Below are 16,527 nucleotides of genomic sequence, written 5' to 3'. Positions count from 1 at the left end.
CGCCAACACGATCGACATCATGCCGGCCCGGCCCGAGCACATCCTGCTCGTCGTCGAGGTCGTCTCGCCGGGCTCGGAGACGACCGACCGGATTGTCAAGGCCGAGCAGTACGCGAGGGCCGGAATCTCGTACTACTGGCGGGTCGAGCAGCCCCCCGCCGGCGTCCCGGTCGTCTGTACCTACGTCCTCGACCCGGCAGCCAGGACGTACCATGCCGGTGAGGTCTCCACGGGCGTCGTCGACGCTGGCGCACCCTTCCCAGTCAAGATCGGCCTTACTCGGCTGTAGCGACGTCTGTCGCGCGCTTCGGTACGAGCTGGCATCCCGTCCTCGGCACCAGAGGTCTTGGACGGGGGAAGCCATCATGATCGAGTCAAGTTCGTAGGCGTGAGTCAGGCTGCCAGACCCATCCACCATCCAGTCTGTCGACGTTGCCGAGATCATCTTATCGGAGCGTCGCCAGGATCGTTTGAACCTGCCGAAGTAAACGGCGCGCAGCGGGTGGGTTCGGCAGCGACACGGCTCGTGGGACCTGCCTCGGTGTCCAAAACTGGTGAAAGTAAACGAAACCGGGCAATCGGATAGGAGGAGATGTGCGGACGAAGGGCGCGCTCGTCTGGGGCCTGCACGAGGAGTGGCAGGTCGAGCAGATCGACGTGGGTGACCCGCGGGAGGGCGAGGTCACGGTGGAGCTGGCCGCCTCGGGGCTGTGCTTCTCCGATCGGCACATCGGGGACGGGGATTTTCCGGCGAAATTCTTCCCCATCCTCGGGGGGCATGAGGGTGCGGGGGTGGTGACAACGGTCGGTCCGGGCGTGCGCGGGCTGGCCGAAGGCGACCATGTGGTGCTCGGCTTCATCCCGTCCTGTGGGCAGTGCCCGCCGTGCTCGTCGGGCCGGCAGAACCTGTGCGACCTCGGCGCCGACCTGCTGACCGGGAAGTCGATCTCGGACGGGTCGTACCGGGTGCGCGCGCGCGGCAAGCCGGTGATCCCGACCTCCCTGCTCGGCACCTTCTCCCCGTACGTCACCGTGCACCAGGCATCCGCGATCAAGATCAGGAAGGACGTCCCGCTGGACAAGGCGGCGCTGGTCGGATGCGGGGTGACCACCGGGTGGGGCTCGGCGACCCACGTTGCCGGGGTACGACCGGGCGAAACGGTGGTCGTCATCGGTGTCGGCGGTGTCGGCATCAACGCGGTGCAGGGTGCGGTCGCGGCCGGCGCGAAGTGGGTGATCGCCATCGACCCGGTGGCCTTCAAGCGGGAGCAGGCACAGCGGTTCGGTGCCACCCACACCTTCGCCTCGCTGGACGAGGCGTTGGCTCCGGTGACCGAGCTGACCTGGGGCCGCGGTGCGGAGAAGGCCGTCATCGCCATTGACCGGATGCGTGGCGAGTACATCGCTCCGGCGTTGGCTCTGGTCGGTAAGGGCGGCACCTGCGTGGTGGCCGGGATGGGTCCGGCAACCGACCTCGACGTCAAGCTCAGCCTGTTCGAGCTGACGTTGCTGCAGAAGACCCTCAAAGGTGCGATCTTCGGTGGCGCGAATCCCCGGGTGGAGATTCCCTGGCTGCTGGACATGTACCGCGAGGGAAAGCTCAAGCTGGACGAACTGGTCACGTCGACGTACAAACTCGAGGACATCAACTCCGGCTATGCCGACATGGCCGCCGGACGGAACCTACGCGGCGTGGTGCTCTACACCGACGCCGACCGCTGATGGCGTAGAAGCGGGCTCGGTCGAAACAGATGAGAGACCTCGTCTCACGGTGTCCGGGAGGGCCTCGGTCAGGTACCGACGTAGGCCGCGAGGTGCTCGCCGGTGAGGGTGGAGCGGGCGGCGACGAGGTCGGCGGGTGTGCCCTCGAAGACGATCCGGCCGCCGTCGTGGCCGGCACCAGGGCCGAGGTCGATGATCCAGTCGGCGTGTGCCATGACCGCCTGGTGGTGCTCGATGACGATGACCGACGTGCCGGAGTCGACGAGCCGGTCGAGCAGGCCGAGCAGCTGCTCGACGTTGGCGAGGTGGAGGCCGGTGGTCGGCTCGTCGAGGACGTAGACGCCGCCCTTCCCGGCCATGTGGGTGGCCAGCTTGAGCCGCTGTCGCTCGCCGCCGGACAGCGTAGGGAGCGGCTGGCCGAGGCTGAGGTAGCCCAGCCCGACGTCGGCGAGCCGGTCGAGGATGGCGTGCGCGGCCGGCGTGCGCGCCTCGCCGGCGCCGAAGAACCCCTCGGCCTCGGTCACCGACATCGCGAGCACCTCGCTGATGTCGCGGCCACCGAGGTGGTGGACCAGCACCGCTGCTCCGAACCGCTTCCCCTCGCACTCCTCGCAGGTGGTGGCGACGCCGGCCATCATCGCCAGGTCGGTGTAGATGACGCCGGCGCCGTTGCAGGTGGGGCAGGCGCCCTCGGAGTTGGCGCTGAACAGCGCCGGCTTCACGCCGTTGGCCTTCGCGAACGCCTTGCGGATCGGATCGAGCAGTCCGGTGTACGTCGCCGGGTTGCTCCGTCGCGAGCCGCGGATCGTGCCCTGGTCGATCGGCACCACCCCGTCCCGGCCCGAGACCGAGCCGTCGATCAGGGAACTCTTTCCCGAACCGGCGACGCCGGTGACGACGACAAGCACCCCGAGCGGGATGTCGACGTCGACGTCGCGCAGGTTGTGCGCCGTCGCGCCGCGGATCGCAAGCCGGCCGGCGGGCGTCCGCACCGTCTCCTTGAGGGCGGCCCGGTCGTCGAGATGGCGGCCGGTGAGGGTGCCGCTGGCCCGCAGTCCCTCGACGGTGCCCTCGAAGCAGACGGTGCCGCCCGCCGTACCGGCGCCGGGGCCGAGGTCGACGACGTGGTCGGCGATCGCGATCGTCTCCGGCTTGTGCTCCACGACGAGCACCGTGTTGCCCTTGTCCCGCAGCCGCAGCAGCAGGTCGTTCATCCGCTGGATGTCATGGGGGTGCAGCCCGATCGTCGGCTCGTCGAAGACGTAGGTGACGTCGGTGAGCGAAGAGCCGAGGTGGCTGATCATCTTGACGCGCTGCGCCTCGCCGCCCGACAGCGTGCCCGACGGCCGGTCGAGCGAGAGGTAGCCCAGCCCGATCTCCACGAACGAGTCGAGGGTCTGCGCCAGCGTCGCGAGCAGCGGCGCCACCGACGGCTCGTCGACGCCGCGGACCCAAACGGCCAGGTCGCTGATCTGCATCGCGCAGGCGTCGGCGATGTTGATCCCGCCGATCCGCGAGGCGCGGGCCGCCTCGTTGAGCCGGGTGCCGCCGCACTCGGGGCACGCGGTGAAAGTGACCGCCCGGTCCACGAACGCCCGGATGTGCGGCGCCATCGCCTCCCGGTCCTTGGCGAGGAACGACTTGCGGACCTTCGGGATCAGCCCCTCGTAGGTGAGGTTGACGCCGTTGACCTTCACCTTGGTCGGCTCGCGGTGGAGGAAGTCGTGCAGCTCCTTCTTGGTGTACTTACGGATCGGCTTGTCCGGGTCGAGGAAGCCCGACTCGATGAAGATCCCCACGGTCCACCAGCCGTCCACCTTGTAGCCGGGGATGGTGATCGCGCCCTCGGCGAGCGACTTGGAGTCGTCGAAGAGCTGGGTGAGGTCGATGTCGGTCACGCTGCCCATGCCCTCGCAGTGCGGGCAGGCGCCGGCGGCGGGCAGGTTGAAGCTGTAGTGGGACGACGGCCCGGCACTCGGCTCGCCGAGTCGGCTGAAGGCGATCCGCAGCATCGCGTTGGCGTCGGTGGCGGTGCCGACGGTGGAACGGGAGTTGGCGCCCATCCGCTCCTGGTCGACGATGATCGCGGTCGTCAGCCCTTCGAGTACGTCGACCTCGGGCCGCGCCAGCGTCGGCATGAAGCCCTGCACGAAGGCGCTGTAAGTCTCGTTGATCATCCGCTGCGACTCCGCGGCGATCGTGCCGAACACCAGAGAGCTCTTGCCCGAGCCGGAGACGCCGGTGAACACCGTCAGGCGGCGCTTCGGAATCTCGACGCTGACGTCCTTGAGGTTGTTCTCGCGCGCGCCCTGCACGCGGATCACATCGTGGCTGTCGGGAACGTGCAGCGCAGGCGACTGCGTGTCCGTCCTCGTGGCCATGCTCATCGTGTCTCCATCTGTCAGAGCGACCGGCACTGGGACGCGGCGTCGCGGATGAGCCGATGCGCGGTGTCGCGACGACGCTGAGGGCGGGAGCGGATGTCGGCCCTCAGCGGTCCTGAAGCAGCCCGAGGACATTGCCATCGGGGTCGGTGACGGTGGCCACCAAGCGACCGCCACCGACGTCGTGCGCGGGCTCCTTCACGGTGGCACCCGCGGCGGTCACCTCGGCCAGCTTCGCCTCGATGTCCGGAACGTGCCAGTAGGCCACCGGTGAGGTCATGCCCTGCGGTCCACCGCCCGGCACCAGCCCGATGTGCTGGCCCGCGGCCTCGTAGCCGACGTAGTAGGACTCGTCGGTCTGCGGCGGTACGCCGAGCAGTGCGCTGTACACCGCCTTGGCCGTCGCCAGGTCGGACACAGGATGCAGCACGGTCTTGATTCCCTGGGTGGAAGAGCCGGTCATGGTCGCTCCAGGAAGGTCGCGTGAATCGTGATGGCCATGACGGTCATGCTAGGTGCGGATCGGTGACCGACGCTTCTCCGAAACTGCTCACTTTCGGCCGGCTCTCCATGGCTTCCGCTATCTTCTTCACACCGTTACGAGCGCCCGGCAACAGGGATGCAGCCGTCCGGAGCCCCTGGCCCGGCGACGGCCTGCATACCTCGTGCCTCGAGCGGTTCGCCGCAGCTGGAGCAGGTCATGACCGCCGTCGAGATCTGCCCGCAGTTGGTGTGCCTCATGAGAACCGGCGGACCGTCCGGCGCGGCGTGCTTGTCGCCCCACTGCCGCATGCTTTCCAACACCGGCCACAGGTCACGGCCCTTCTCGGTGCGCCGGTAATCGTAGCGCGGCGGATGCTGGCTGTAAGGCTTCTTCGTGAGGATGCCGGACTCCACCAGCTTGTTCAGGCGCTGGTTGAGCACGTTGCGGGAGATCCCGAGCCGATCCTGGAACGCGTCGAAGCGGCTGACTCCGAAGAAGACGTCCCGCAGGATCAGCATCGACCACCACTCGCCGACGACCTCGAGGCACTGCGCGACCGAGCAGTGCATGTCGGCGAAGCTCTTGCGTTCCATGCCCCCATGCTAGCTAGTTGCATGATGGAACTCACTACCTCTAGAGTAAGTTCTATGACAGAACTCGCCACGGTTCGCGACCGTCCGACCGCGGCACCAAGGCAGGCAGCGCCGCGCCAGGTGCTGCTGATCGTGTGCGCCGGCGTCATCCTCGCCAGCCTCGACCTGTTCATCGTCAACGTCGCCCTGCCGCAGATCGCCCGCGATCTCGGCGCGTCCGACCTGGGCGGACTGTCCTGGGTGCTCAACGGGTACGCCATCGTCTACGCGTCGCTGCTGGTGTTCTTCGGGCGGCTCGCGGACCGCTACCGCCGTGACCACGGGTTCCTGCTCGGCATCGCCGTCTTCACCGCCGCGTCCGCCGCCTGCGCGGCATCGACGAGCGTCGAGATGTTGATCGGCTTCCGGCTGGTGCAGGCAGCCGGGGCTGCACTGCTGACCCCGACCTCGCTCGGGCTGGTGCTCGCCGCCTACGAACCGGCGCGCCGCCCCGGCGCGGTCCGCGCGTTGACCGCGGCCGGCGGGGTGGCCGCCGGCATCGGCCCGGTCGTCGGCGGCCTGCTGGTCGCCGCCAGTTGGCGGTGGGTGTTCCTGGTCAACGTCCCCGTCGGGATCACCGCCCTGGTCGTCGGCTGGCGCCGGCTGCCCCACATCCACGGCCACCCCGTCGAGCGGCCTGATCCGCTCGGCGTGATCCTCATGACCGGTGGCGTGGCGCTGTTGACGTTCGGGCTGGTCAAAGGCAGCGACTGGGGCTGGACGTCGTCCTCGATCATCGCGTCGCTGACGGCCGCCGGGCTGCTGCTCGCCGCGTTCACAGCGCACTGCCTGCGCAGCCGCACGCCGCTCATCCGCCCGTCACTGTTCGCGTCCCGATCCTTCACCGGCGCGTCGATCGTCGCCCTGTCCTTCTCCGCAGCGTTTGGCGCGATGTTGCTGTCGATCGTGCTGTGGGAGCAGGGCCACTGGGGATGGTCGGCCCTGCGCGTCGGCCTTGCCTTGGCCCCCGGACCGCTGATGGTTCCGCTGATCTCCTTCGGCCTCGCCGGCCGTCTGATCGCCCGCTACGGACCCGCAGCTGTGATCGCGGTCGGCGGCGTGGCCTTCGGGGCCGGCGTCGCCTGGTGGGCCCTTGCGATCGGGACCGAGCCGAACTACGCCTCGGGCCTGCTTGGCGGCATGATCCTCACTGGTGTCGGCGTCGGCCTGACCCTGCCGACGATGATGGCCACCGCCTCAGCCTCGCTGCCCCCGCCCGAATTCGCGACCGGGTCCGCAGTCATCAACATGCTCCGCCAGACCGGCCTGGCCCTGGGCGTCGCCATCGTGGTCGCCGTCCTCGGCGGCGCTAAAACCGGCGGCACGCAGCTACACGCGTTCCGCACCGTCTGGTGGGCCACCGCCGGGATCTCCCTCGCCGGAACCGTGCCCGCCCTCGCCCTGCTCCGCCGGCCGGCGGCACAACGTTGAGATCGGCCTAACGGTCGGCGGTCAGCCCGCCGAGCGCACCGTCCTCGTCCTCGTCCTCGTCACCGTCACCGTCACCGTCACCGTTACCCCACAATCGCAGCCACCGCACGGCGGTTGGGTCGACGACGTCACACCCACTCGCCGGGCTGGGTCTTTGACGTCACCGACGCCGGGCGGCATGTCGTGGGTGCCTTCGAGTGGCGCCCGATCTTGTAGCGGGCGAGTTCGGCGGTCTGCTGGTCGTGGCTGGCGAGGTCGGCTCGGCTGGCGCCGTGCGGCGGTGCGGCGGTGCGGCGGTGCGGCGGTGCGGCGGTGCGGCGGTGCGGCGGTGCGGCGGTGCGGCGGTGCGGCGGTGCGGCGGTGCGGCGGTGCGGCGGTGCGGCCAGGAAGCGAGCCTGTCACAGAAGGACTTCGATCTGCGACTGGAAGACTAATTCTCGTGCAATCGGCAGACTAAAAGCTCTGCAATTGGTAGAGTAGCCCTGTGATCGACTATCGGCGCCGCATCCTCGACGACACACTGGACGAGCTTCAGCCGTACCTTCGTGCCTTGTCGATCCATGGGCCGAAAGGGGTCGGCAAGACCGCGACCGCGATGCAACGCGCCGCGTCGGTCATCGATCTCAGCCTTCCCGGCCAGCGTGAGATCGTGACGGCCGACCCGTCCATCCTGACCCGCCTGCCCGGGCCGGTGCTCGTGGACGAGTGGCAGCGCGTTCCCGAGGTGTGGGACCACGTGCGGCACGCGGTTGACGCCGGCTCGCCGCCCGGCCACTTCATCGTCGCCGGCAGCTCGGCGCCCCGGGGGACGGTGGTCCACTCGGGCGCGGGGCGGATGGTACCCATGCGAATGCGTCCGCTGAGTGTGGCAGAGCGGGGCATCGAGACGCAGACCGTGAGCCTGGCCGCGCTCCTCCACGGGAACCGGGATGTCGGCGGGGCCACCGCGCTCCGGTTGACGGACTATGTCGAGGAGATCACGGCATCGGGCTTCCCCGCCATCCGCGGTCTGCCGCCACGCGTACGACGGGCGGAACTGGATGCATACCTGGACAACGTCGTCCAACGGGAATTCCCCGAGCAGGGCTACCCGGTCCGCAGGCCGGCGGCGCTGCGCGCCTGGCTCGCCGCCTACGCCGCCGCGACATCGACAACGACGACCTATTCAAAGATCCTCGACGCTGCCACCGCCGGGCTGGCGAACAAACCGGCCAAGGAGACCACGCTCGCCTACCGCGACGCCCTGTCGTCCCTGTGGCTACTAGACGCGATACCGCCCTGGATTCCCAGCCGGAACCATCTTGATCGACTCGGCCAGTCCCCCAAACACCACCTAGCCGACCCCGCTCTAGTCGCACGGCTGCTCGGACTCGACGACTCCGCACTCCTGCGCGCTGAGCAAGGCAGCACAGACCTGTCGGAGGGCACGATCCTCGGCGCGCTTTTCGAGCATCTTGCCGCACTCAGCATCCACACCTACGCCGAGGCCGCCGAAGCCCGTGTGGGCCACCTACGTACGCGCAACAACGACCACGAAGTGGACCTGATCGTCCAGCACGCGGATGGCCGGATACTGGGCATCGAGGTCAAATTGGCCGACCGGGTCGAGGACGTCGACGTCAAGCACCTCCAATGGCTTCGCAATCGGATCGGAAAAGACTTGATCGATGCCGTCGTCCTCTACGCCGGCCAGCATGCCTACCGTCGAAGCGACGACGTCGCCGTCGTCCCGCTGGCCCTGTTCGGCCCGTGACCGCCACAGGCGGCCGAGCGGCTCAGCCCGGCCTCAGCCAGCCGGAGATACCAGCGAGGAGGCCCTCGTCATGAGCACTCCGGAAGCCGACTGTCCCCTGTACCCGCCGCTACGCCCCCAGGTCACCGTCTTCGCCCACGACGTCGACCCGGCCGTCGCTGCGGTGATCGCCGTGTCGCAGCTGCCGTTGTCGGCAGCCGGATTGGGCTCAATGCGAGCGGCGGGCACGCTCGACGATCTCGTCCTCGTCGAGCGGAACTGTGTGGTGCGTCAGGCATCGGAACTGCGCCGGATCCTCGACGAACGATCCGGCGTCGCCGGCCTCCGCGACCCGATCCACGACCTTGACGGCCCCGCATGGACCGCCTGAGCCAAGTCGTAGTCCTTGATCAGAGTCGGGAAGTCGCCGCAGCGGTGAAGGCGGTCGCGACCGAGTTCCAGCAAGGAAATCGAGCCAGGTTCGGCGGCAGTCGTTCCTGAAAGACGCGGCTCTGGCCTGCTTACCCGGGTTGACCTGGGAAGAAAGGTTTGGAGGTGACGGGAAGGTGGCTTCCGCGTGAATACCGGCGGCTGATTCCTCGTCTCTAAACTGAGTGGGTGCCGATCGTCCTGACTGTCCTCGACCGCGTGTGCTGGCGCGGCCGGCCGGTGGTCGGTCAGCGTCCGCAGGCGTTGCTGGCCGCCTTGGCCGTCGGCGACGGTCAGGCGGTGCCGAGCGACCGGCTGGCCGAGGCGATCTGGGGCGAGCACGGCCCGGGAAACGCCGGCAAGGCGCTGCAGGTCCTGATCTCGCGGACACGCGCCCAGTGCGGACCGGACGCGGTCGTTCGAGACGGCCACGGTTACCGGCTCGGCGTCCCCGCCGACCAGGTGGACGCGTTCCGACTGCGCGACCTGACGGTGCGTGCGCGGAACCTGCTCGCGGCCGGTGACGTGCTCGTGGCACGTGAGGCGGCGACCGAGGCCATGGCGCTGGCGGCGTCACTGGCGACACCCCAGGACGGGGACGATCACCCGCTGGCGGAGCTCCGCCGCGGCGCCGAAGGGTACCGGGCCGAACTGGCCGGGTTACTGGGTCGCGTGCTGAGCCTGACCGGAGAGCACGCGTCCGCGCTGCCGCGGCTAGGGGAGGCGTTCGACCGGGATCCGTCGGATGAGGCGGTGCTGGCCTGCCTGCTGCGAAGCGAGGCGGCGGTACGGGGCACAGGCGCGGCTCTCGACAGGTATGAGAGATACCGGGCCGGGCTTCGCGACCGACTCGGCGTCAACCCCGGCTCCGAGCTGGAGCGGGTGCACCGCGAACTGCTCCACCTCGACGAGCCAGTGCGCGCGGGCCTGCACTACGACGCGAGCTCGCTGGTCGGGCGCTCGGACGACCTCCGGCAGCTCAGCGCGCTCGTCAACTCCGCCCGCGTGGTCTCGATCGTCGGCCCGGGCGGGCTTGGTAAGACCAGGCTGGCCCATGTGCTCGGCCGGTCCATCCAACGGCCGGTGGTGCACTTCGTCGGCCTGGTTGGCGTCACCTCGCCGGAGGACCTGATCGGCGAGGTCGGCTCGGCGCTGGGAGTACGCGACTCGGTGCACGGCCGCCGGACGTTGACGCCCCAGCAGCTCGCCGACGTGCGCGGACGGATCGCCCAGCATCTCAGCGCGGCGCCCAGCCTGCTGATCCTCGACAACTGCGAGCATCTCGTCGACGCCGTGGCCGACCTGGTCGCGTTCCTCGTCGCCACCACCAGCGATCTGCGTGTGGTCACCACGTCGCGCGCGCCGTTGGCGATCAGCGCGGAACACGTCTATTCGCTGAGCGCGCTCGGTCACGCGGAGTCCGTCGAACTGTTCCGGCAGCGAGCCGTCGCAGCGCGGCCCGACGTCCAGCTGCCCGACGACGCGGTGACCGACATCGTGACCCGGCTGGACGGTCTCCCGCTGGCCATCGAGCTCGCCGCCGCCAAGGCGCGGGTGATGTCCGTGGAGGAGATCCGCCGACGGCTGGAGGACCGGTTCGCCCTACTGCGCGGCGGCGTCAGGAACGCTCCGGACCGGCATCGCACCTTGCTTGCCGTCATCGACTGGTCCTGGAACCTGCTGGCGGAGCGCGAGCGCCGCGCGCTGCGGTGGCTCTCGGTCTTCCAGGACGGCGTCACCCTCGCCGCAGCCGAGGAGGTGCTCGGCGAGGACGCGCTGGGCGCGGTGCAGGCGCTGGTGGACCAGTCCCTGCTGACCGTCGCCGAGTCGAACGCCAGCGTTCGGTACCGGATGCTGGAGACGGTGCGCGAGTTCGGCCGGATGCGCCTCGCCCAGGCCGGCGAGCGGGAACAGGCGCAGGCGTCCCGGCGCGCGTGGGCGATCCGCTACGCGAGCGCCGCGGCGCGGGGGCTGTTCGGCCCGGACCAGCTCGCGGGCATCGACGCGCTCGCCGCGGAGGAGATCAATCTGGCCGACGCACTGCGCCAGGCGCTGGCCGGCGCCGACCCGGAGGCCGCGGTCCAGGTGTTGTGCGGCCTGGGCGGGCTGTGGTCCGTCCGGGGTGAGCACACCAGGGTGGCGGCGCTTGCGGGCACGGTCGCCGAGACGGTCGCCGGCTGGTGGCCACCGGCGGAGCTGGCCGACCCCACCCGCGCGGCCATGGTGATCGTGATGCAGAACACCATGATCATTGCGACGAGCCAGGCACTCGGTCCGATCCGTGACCTGCTCGTCCGGCTGGGGACCGACGAGCGTGGCGACACCCGGATCAACGCCATGGTCACGGTGCTGCTCGCGCATGACCCGGCCTGCGCCGGGGGCCTGGAAACACGGCTGGGCCAGCTGGCCGGCTCCCCGAACCCGTCCGTCGCGATCGCGGCCCTGCAGTGGCGGAGCTATCTGCTCGAGAACGCCGGTAACCCCGCGGGCGCGATCGACGCGGCCGAGCGCGCGCTGGCCCTGATGCGGGGGGCGTTCGACGGCCCGTGGGTCGTGGCGATGCTGAACGCCCATCTGGCCGGACTGCACATGCAGCTGGGTCATCCGGCCGCGGCCGTGCCGCACGCCCGCGCGGCGTTACCGGTGCTCGAACGGCTCGGCGCGCTCGACGACCTGATCCAGCTCCACTCGGTCCTCGCGCTGTGCGCCGTGGCTACCGGACGTCTCGACGAGGCTGGGGGGCACCTTGGCCAGATGGACCAGATCAAGGAGTCCGACACCATCCTCAGCGGCCGGTTCGCGTTCGGGACCGTCGCGGGGGAACTCGCGCTGGCGAAGGGAGATCCAGTCGCCGGGCTCGCGGCGTTTCGGGCCGCTGCGGCGCGCATGCGCGCGTTCGTCTTCCCCGGCCAGGCTCCGACCGGCATGGAGCCCTGGCAGTTGTTCGCCGACGCGAGCCTGTTAACCGTGCTCGCCCACCACGGGACCAGCGGCGACGAGGCCGAGGGCGCGGAGCTGTTTCGCCTGTGCCTGGCCAGGACGTCACGTGTTCTCGGCCTCGGTGACCGCTACCTCGACTACCGGATGTGCGGCATGGCGCTGTTCGCGCTCGGCACCTGGGGGCTGGTGCGATCGGCGATGCCCCCGGCCGAGGCCGTGCGGCTGCTGGTGCTCGCCGAGCGGTTCTCCTACAGCCGGATGATGCCGACGATGGCCTGGGAGAAGATCGCGCCCTGTGCCGAGGAACGGGCGCCCGGCCGGGTCGCGGCCCTGCGCGCCGAGTTCGGCGATCGCCACGGGCCAGACCTGGCCGACACGGCCCGCCGCGTCGTCGACCAGATCGGGCCCGTCGACCAGATCGGGCCCGTCGACCAGATCGGGCCCGTCGACCAGACCGGGTAGGCCTGGCCGTCAGCCGGCCGCCAGCCGGCTAAAGGTGCCGTTTGTAGAGCCGTACGGACAACGGCGCGAACACCGCGATCACGGCGACGCCGGCGACGAGCGTCCAGCCCGCCTCCATGGATAGGTGGGCGTGGTTGGCCAGCTCCCGGTCGGCGGAGACCAGGTGCGATACCGGGTTGACCCTGACGAACGCGGCCAGCCAGCCCGGCAGGGTGTCGATGGGCACGAACGCGTTCGACAGGAACGTCAACGGGAACATGATCATCATGGAGATGCCCTGGACACTCTGGGCGCTGCGCGCGACGGTGCCGAGGCAGGTGAACACCCAGGCCAGCGACCAGCCGATGAAGACCGCGAGCAGGATCGCGGCGACCACGCCGAGCACGCCGCCGCCGGGCCGGTAGCCGATCGCGATGCCCATGGCGAAGGTGATCGTCGCGGCGATCGTGTAGCGGAGCAGGTCTGCGACCATCGGCCCCGCCAGCGGCGCGATCCGGGCCATCGGCAGCGACCGGAACCGGTCGAAGACGCCCTTGTCGATGTCCTCGCGCAGCTGGGTGCCGGTGGCCATGCTGGTCGTCAGCACGGTCTGCGCGAGGATGCCGGGGATCATCAGCGGCAGGTAGCTCTTCACATCGCCAGAGATCGCCCCACCGAAGATGTAGGCGAACATCGCCGTGAAGAGGATCGGCTGCAACGTCACGTCGAAGAACTGCTCCGGGTTGCGCCGCATCTTCTTGGTGGCACGCCAGGCCATGATCATGATCTGGCGGAACGTGTCCGCCGGGCTGGGCCGGCTCTGGGCGCGGCCGACCGCCGCCCGGGAGTCGATCGTGATCGTGGTCATCGGGCCACCTCCTGTGGGGCTTCCGCACGCATGGGTTCGGGCTCGGTCGTGTCCGCCCGCTCGCTCTCGCCGGTGTCGTGGCCGGTGAGCGCGAGGAAGACCTCGTCGAGAGTCGGCTTGTCGACGCCCACCGAGGCGACGTGGACACCCGCCTGGCGCAGCCCGATCAGCACGTCGGCCACCCGGTCGGCCGTCTCGATCGGGACGTTGAGCTGCCCGGACTCCGGGGTGAGGACCGGCTCCTCACCGAGCTGGCGGCGCACCACATCCGCGGCCAGCGAAATATCCGCGCCCGCGGCCAGGCGCAGCTGCAACGTCAGGTTGCCGACCGAGCTCTTCAGCTCGTCAGGTGTGCCCTCGGCCACCTTGCGGCCGTGGTCGATCACCGCGATCCGGCCGGCGAGCTGGTCGGCCTCGTCGAGGTACTGCGTGGTCAGCAGGACGGTGCACCCGCTGGCGACCAGGTCGCGGATGGTTTCCCACATCTGCCCGCGCGTCCGGGGGTCGAGGCCGGTGGTCGGCTCGTCGAGAAAGATCAGCGGAGGCCGAGTGATCAGGCTCGCGGCCAGGTCGAGCCGCCGCCGCATCCCGCCCGAGAAATGCGAGATCCGCTTGTCCGCGGCGTCGGCGAGGCCGAACTGCTCGAGCAGCTGGGCGGCGGTGTCGCGTGACCTGCGTGAGCTCAGGCCCTGCAGGCGCCCGAACATCCAGAGGTTCTCGGCGGCGGTGAGATTCTCGTCGACGGAGGCGTACTGACCGGTGACGCCGATCAGCTGCCGCACCCGGTGCGGCTCGCGGCGGACGTCGACGCCGAAGACGGACCCCTCGCCCTCGTCGATCTTTAGCAGCGTCGCCAGCATCTTCAGCATCGTCGTCTTGCCGGCACCGTTGGGGCCGAGCACGCCGAAGATCTCGCCCTCGCCGATATCAAGGTCGACGCCGTCTACGGCTCGCAGGTCGCCGAACGTCTTGACCAGGCCACGTGCGTGGACCGCGGCTGTCATCGAGATACTCCTTCCGAACCGTGCTCTGGTGCCCGGCCCTCGGTGACAACTCTGTGGGCGACCGGTTTCACCGCGCCCTCAGGACGGTTTCACGGACCCTGCCCGCCTCGACGAGTGGGCTGGTCCGGGTCGGCCACGAGGTCGAGGCCCGCGCGGCGATGGATCCGGAGTTGAGGCGCGACGCCAGGGCGCGGCCCGGTCGCCACACGACTCCTGGCCAGGGGCGATGCCGGGTGAGCGCCCGGCTCGCAGCACCATCCATCGAATCGCCGGCCGGCGCCGCACGGTCTTGAAAGGCCAGCTCCAGCTGATGCTCAACGGCATCGCCGGCCACGGCTGGGCGGTCAGCTTCCTCGTCACGACCCTCCCCGCCGACGAGCACGTCGACGACGGCACCCCCCGAGACGTCGTCCGAAACCCCGCCGCCGCAGAGCGCCCCATCGTCGACCTCGGCGGCGTCCTCGTCACCTCCGGCCAGCACGGCGTCAGCCGGTCCGTTCGGCGCCCCCAGCATGGCACCCCAGCCATGATGTCCCGGCTGCACCTGGTAGTAGCCGTTGCCGGCGTTGGTGCCGCCGTCAACCAGGAGGTTGAGCCCGGTGATGTAGCTGGAGGCGTCTGAGGCGAGGAACAGCAACGGCCCGATGAGCTCCTCGGCCCGGCCGACACGTCGCATCGGGGTCCGGCTGGCGACGTACTCCGCTACGCCCAAACCCTCGAGGCCGGGCGCCGTCAGCCATCGCCGCAGCCCGGTCGCGGGGCCTCATTCCGGGAGCCGGATCGCGATCACGACGTTGCCGATCTTCTGCCCGGACTCGACGTATCGGTATGCCTCCACGATCTGCTCCAGCGGGTATTGCCGGTCGAGAAGCGGCCGGAACCGCCCCGAGGCGAGCAGGTCCCGGATGTACTCCACCATCGTTCTGTCGATCGACGGGTACGGGAACACCACTCTCCTGCTGCGCAGCAGCGGGGTGAGCATCGCGAGCACCGGGTTCTGCGCGAATCGGCCGAGGCGTACACCCCGCGGGGCTTGAGCAGCCGCCTGCACCGGCCGAACGAGCTCTTGCCGACCGCGTCGAAAACGGCGTCGTAGACATGCTCGTCCCGCGTGAAGTCCTGCGTGGTGTGATCGATGACCCTGTCGGCGCCCAGCCCTCGCGCCGCGTCGACGCCGTCCGGGCCGCACACTGCGGTCACCTGGGCGCCCAGACATGTCAGCAGCTGGACCGCCGCCGAGCCGATAGCCCCAGTCGCCCCGTTGACCAGGATCTGCGTACCGTCCCGGACCGGGATCCTGTTGATGAACGACAGGGCGTAGTGCGCGCCCTCCGTGGCGGCGGCGGCCCGTTCGAAGGTGACCCCTGCCGGCACCTGCGCGAGCGGGCCATCGGCATGGACGGTCAGGTACTCCGCGTGGGTGCCGAAGGGACCCTCGTTGTAGCCGAAGACCCGGTCCCCGGTCCGGAAGACGGTGACGTCGGTGCCGACCGCCTCGACCACCCCGGCGAACTCGTTGCCGAGGATCGTGGCCTTCGGCCCGGTGAGCCCCGCGACGAACCGCATGATGAACGGTCTGGCGGCCCGGTAGCCGCAGTCGGTGCGGTTCACCGTCGCCGCGTGCACCCTGACCAGGACCTCACCGGCGCCGGCCGTGGGCTTGTCGACCTCCTGGATTCCCACAACCTCCGGTGGGCCGTACCTGGCGTGCACCGCCGCCCTCATCCGCGACCGACCTCTCACGTGCGTCCACCGTGACCTTCGGACGCTCGGTGGGTGATGCTCACGACCTCGATGGTGACGGTCCTCGACGCTACTTGCATGACCCATGGGGACGAGACCTGTAGGGACCAATTCCCTGCGCAGGCGGGGTGCGGTCTACCTTGCAGGCCGGACGTGCACCTAGTTCCATCGCGCGTGGGCGTGTCGTTCGAGGGTGGCGATTCCGGCCAGGTGGTAGGCGTCGGCTGCGTCCGCGAGGTCGGCCGGTTCCAAGCCCGCCTCGCCCGCGGCGGTGGCGAGGTCACGCCCCGCGAGAACGGCGCGTTGCACGCGGGCGGTGATGCTCTCGACCAGAATCCAGGTCTCGCCGGTCGTCCCGTTCCTGGCCTTCGACCGCGAGATCCGGACCGTGATCTGCACGACCAACGCGATCGAGAGCTTGAACGCCCGCTACCGCAAGGCCGTCAACGCCCGCGGGCACTTCCCCAGCGAGCAGGCCGCGCTGAAGTGTCTCTACCTGGCCACCATGGCCCTCGATCCCACCGGCACCGCCCGACAACGCTGGTCGAACAAATGGAAAAGCGCATTGAATGCATTCGATATGACTTTCGACGGCCGCCTGACTGTCGGCCGAAAGTAACCCCAGAAAGATTACTTACACCGGTTATATTGACAGACCCGATCATCGCCGGGGAACCGCGGCTGAGACCGTGTCGTGCGCGCTGGGGGGATGACGAT

General features: G+C 69.6%; 13 protein-coding genes and 3 pseudogenes. 8 read left to right on the top strand and 8 right to left on the bottom strand.

All coding sequences use genetic code 11. The features are described from left to right. A partial coding sequence (locus U9979_RS14345; protein WP_322779767.1) for a Uma2 family endonuclease occupies positions 1-289 on the top strand: 289 nt, incomplete at its 5' end. 305 nt (positions 290-594) lie between these two features. Next, positions 595-1,722 (top strand): NDMA-dependent alcohol dehydrogenase, encoded by a 1,128-nt coding sequence (locus tag U9979_RS14340; protein ID WP_322779766.1) that lies wholly within the window; start codon positions 595-597, stop codon positions 1,720-1,722. Positions 1,723-1,790: 68 nt separating this feature from the next. On the opposite strand, the gene U9979_RS14335 is transcribed toward U9979_RS14340, so the two are convergent. From U9979_RS14335 to U9979_RS14325, 3 genes are all read right to left on the bottom strand, one after another. Then, positions 1,791-4,109 carry an excinuclease ABC subunit UvrA gene (locus U9979_RS14335; protein ID WP_322779765.1) on the bottom strand — a complete coding sequence of 773 codons (2,319 nt, stop codon included), beginning with the start codon at positions 4,107-4,109 and terminating at the stop codon, positions 1,791-1,793. A gap of 103 nt (positions 4,110-4,212) precedes the next feature. Beyond that, positions 4,213-4,569 carry a VOC family protein gene (locus U9979_RS14330; protein ID WP_322769208.1) on the bottom strand — a complete coding sequence of 119 codons (357 nt, stop codon included), beginning with the start codon at positions 4,567-4,569 and terminating at the stop codon, positions 4,213-4,215. 134 nt (positions 4,570-4,703) lie between these two features. Beyond that, on the bottom strand, positions 4,704-5,183 hold the full coding sequence (locus tag U9979_RS14325; RefSeq protein WP_322779764.1) for a helix-turn-helix domain-containing protein: 480 nt from the start codon (positions 5,181-5,183) through the stop codon (positions 4,704-4,706). A gap of 54 nt (positions 5,184-5,237) precedes the next feature. Between U9979_RS14325 and U9979_RS14320 the strand changes: the two genes are divergently transcribed. The 5 genes from U9979_RS14320 to U9979_RS14300 all read left to right on the top strand — a co-directional run bounded on the left by U9979_RS14320 (position 5,238) and on the right by U9979_RS14300 (position 12,216). Continuing rightward, positions 5,238-6,653, top strand: coding sequence for an MFS transporter (locus U9979_RS14320; protein WP_322779763.1), 1,416 nt, complete (start codon positions 5,238-5,240; stop codon positions 6,651-6,653). Between the two features lie 197 nt (positions 6,654-6,850). Next, a complete protein-coding gene (locus U9979_RS14315) occupies positions 6,851-7,087 on the top strand; it encodes a hypothetical protein (protein ID WP_322779762.1) in 237 nt (78 codons plus the stop codon). 50 nt (positions 7,088-7,137) lie between these two features. After that, positions 7,138-8,406 (top strand): ATP-binding protein, encoded by a 1,269-nt coding sequence (locus U9979_RS14310; RefSeq protein WP_322779761.1) that lies wholly within the window; start codon positions 7,138-7,140, stop codon positions 8,404-8,406. Between the two features lie 70 nt (positions 8,407-8,476). Continuing rightward, positions 8,477-8,776: a hypothetical protein gene (locus tag U9979_RS14305; protein ID WP_322749811.1), complete on the top strand. Its 300-nt coding sequence runs from the start codon at positions 8,477-8,479 to the stop codon at positions 8,774-8,776. Between the two features lie 227 nt (positions 8,777-9,003). Further along, a complete protein-coding gene (locus U9979_RS14300) occupies positions 9,004-12,216 on the top strand; it encodes a BTAD domain-containing putative transcriptional regulator (protein ID WP_322779760.1) in 3,213 nt (1,070 codons plus the stop codon). 28 nt (positions 12,217-12,244) lie between these two features. Here the strand turns inward: U9979_RS14300 and U9979_RS14295 are convergent, their stop codons facing one another. The 5 genes and pseudogenes from U9979_RS14295 to U9979_RS14275 form a co-directional block, all read right to left on the bottom strand. Continuing rightward, positions 12,245-13,063, bottom strand: a complete 819-nt coding sequence (locus U9979_RS14295; RefSeq protein ID WP_322749809.1) for an ABC transporter permease — start codon at positions 13,061-13,063, stop codon at positions 12,245-12,247. Next, positions 13,060-14,067 (bottom strand): ATP-binding cassette domain-containing protein, encoded by a 1,008-nt coding sequence (locus U9979_RS14290; RefSeq protein ID WP_322749808.1) that lies wholly within the window; start codon positions 14,065-14,067, stop codon positions 13,060-13,062. Before U9979_RS14290 ends, U9979_RS14295 begins: the two co-directional genes overlap by 4 nt. Before the next feature lie 562 nt (positions 14,068-14,629). Then, positions 14,630-14,767 (bottom strand): annotated as a pseudogene (locus U9979_RS25230) (SDR family oxidoreductase); the annotation flags it as partial. 63 nt (positions 14,768-14,830) lie between these two features. Then, positions 14,831-15,792 (bottom strand): annotated as a pseudogene (locus U9979_RS14280) (NAD(P)-dependent alcohol dehydrogenase). A gap of 177 nt (positions 15,793-15,969) precedes the next feature. Continuing rightward, positions 15,970-16,209: a hypothetical protein gene (locus tag U9979_RS14275; protein ID WP_322779768.1), complete on the bottom strand. Its 240-nt coding sequence runs from the start codon at positions 16,207-16,209 to the stop codon at positions 15,970-15,972. Here U9979_RS14275 and U9979_RS14270 point away from each other — a divergent pair. Continuing rightward, a pseudogene (locus tag U9979_RS14270) lies at positions 16,163-16,429 on the top strand (transposase); the annotation flags it as partial. The gene U9979_RS14275 and the pseudogene U9979_RS14270 sit on opposite strands and share 47 nt — an antisense overlap. Positions 16,430-16,527: the final 98 nt, after the last annotated feature.

This window comes from Protofrankia sp. Cas4, from assembly GCF_963555915.1.
Classification (GTDB): domain Bacteria; phylum Actinomycetota; class Actinomycetes; order Frankiales; family Frankiaceae; genus Protofrankia.
The sequence above is the reverse complement of the archived record's forward strand: the minus strand, read 5'-3'. Positions and strand labels throughout refer to the sequence as shown.

Excerpts from the sequence above, each read along its gene's own strand:
- U9979_RS14305 (WP_322749811.1), top strand. The coding sequence starts at position 8,477 with ATGAGCACTCCGGAAGCCGACTGTCCCCTGTACCCGCCGCTACGCCCC.
- U9979_RS14325 (WP_322779764.1), bottom strand. The coding sequence starts at position 5,183 with ATGGAACGCAAGAGCTTCGCCGACATGCACTGCTCGGTCGCGCAGTGC.
- U9979_RS14320 (WP_322779763.1), top strand. The coding sequence starts at position 5,238 with ATGACAGAACTCGCCACGGTTCGCGACCGTCCGACCGCGGCACCAAGG.
- U9979_RS14330 (WP_322769208.1), bottom strand. The coding sequence starts at position 4,569 with ATGACCGGCTCTTCCACCCAGGGAATCAAGACCGTGCTGCATCCTGTG.
- U9979_RS14295 (WP_322749809.1), bottom strand. The coding sequence starts at position 13,063 with ATGACCACGATCACGATCGACTCCCGGGCGGCGGTCGGCCGCGCCCAG.
- U9979_RS14335 (WP_322779765.1), bottom strand. The coding sequence starts at position 4,109 with ATGAGCATGGCCACGAGGACGGACACGCAGTCGCCTGCGCTGCACGTT.
- U9979_RS14290 (WP_322749808.1), bottom strand. The coding sequence starts at position 14,067 with ATGACAGCCGCGGTCCACGCACGTGGCCTGGTCAAGACGTTCGGCGAC.